General features: G+C 51.0%; 1 protein-coding gene. It reads left to right on the top strand.

All coding sequences use genetic code 11. The features are described from left to right. The first annotated feature begins 10 nt into the window (after positions 1–10). On the top strand, positions 11–151 hold the full coding sequence (locus tag IEQ44_RS18340) for an ArsC/Spx/MgsR family protein (RefSeq protein ID WP_369074446.1): 141 nt from the start codon (positions 11–13) through the stop codon (positions 149–151). Positions 152–249: the final 98 nt, after the last annotated feature.

Genomic DNA, 249 nt, shown 5'->3' on the forward strand with positions numbered 1-249 from the left:
CCGCAATAAAATCACCGATGCGGCCTCTGCGGCGGCATTAATGACTGAAATGCCTGCAATTATCAAACGTCCATTGCTCTGCGTGCCCGGTAAGCCTATGCTGCTGGGTTTCAGTGATTCCAGTTATCAGCAATTTTTCCATGAGGTGTAGTCTATGTCGTGCCCGGTTATTGAGCGGACACAACAGCTTATTCGCCGCCCTTCCCTGAGCCCTGATGATGCAGGATGCCAGGCTTTGTTGATTGAACG

Source organism: Nocardioides malaquae, assembly GCF_015070385.1.
Taxonomy (GTDB): domain Bacteria; phylum Actinomycetota; class Actinomycetes; order Propionibacteriales; family Nocardioidaceae; genus Nocardioides; species Nocardioides malaquae.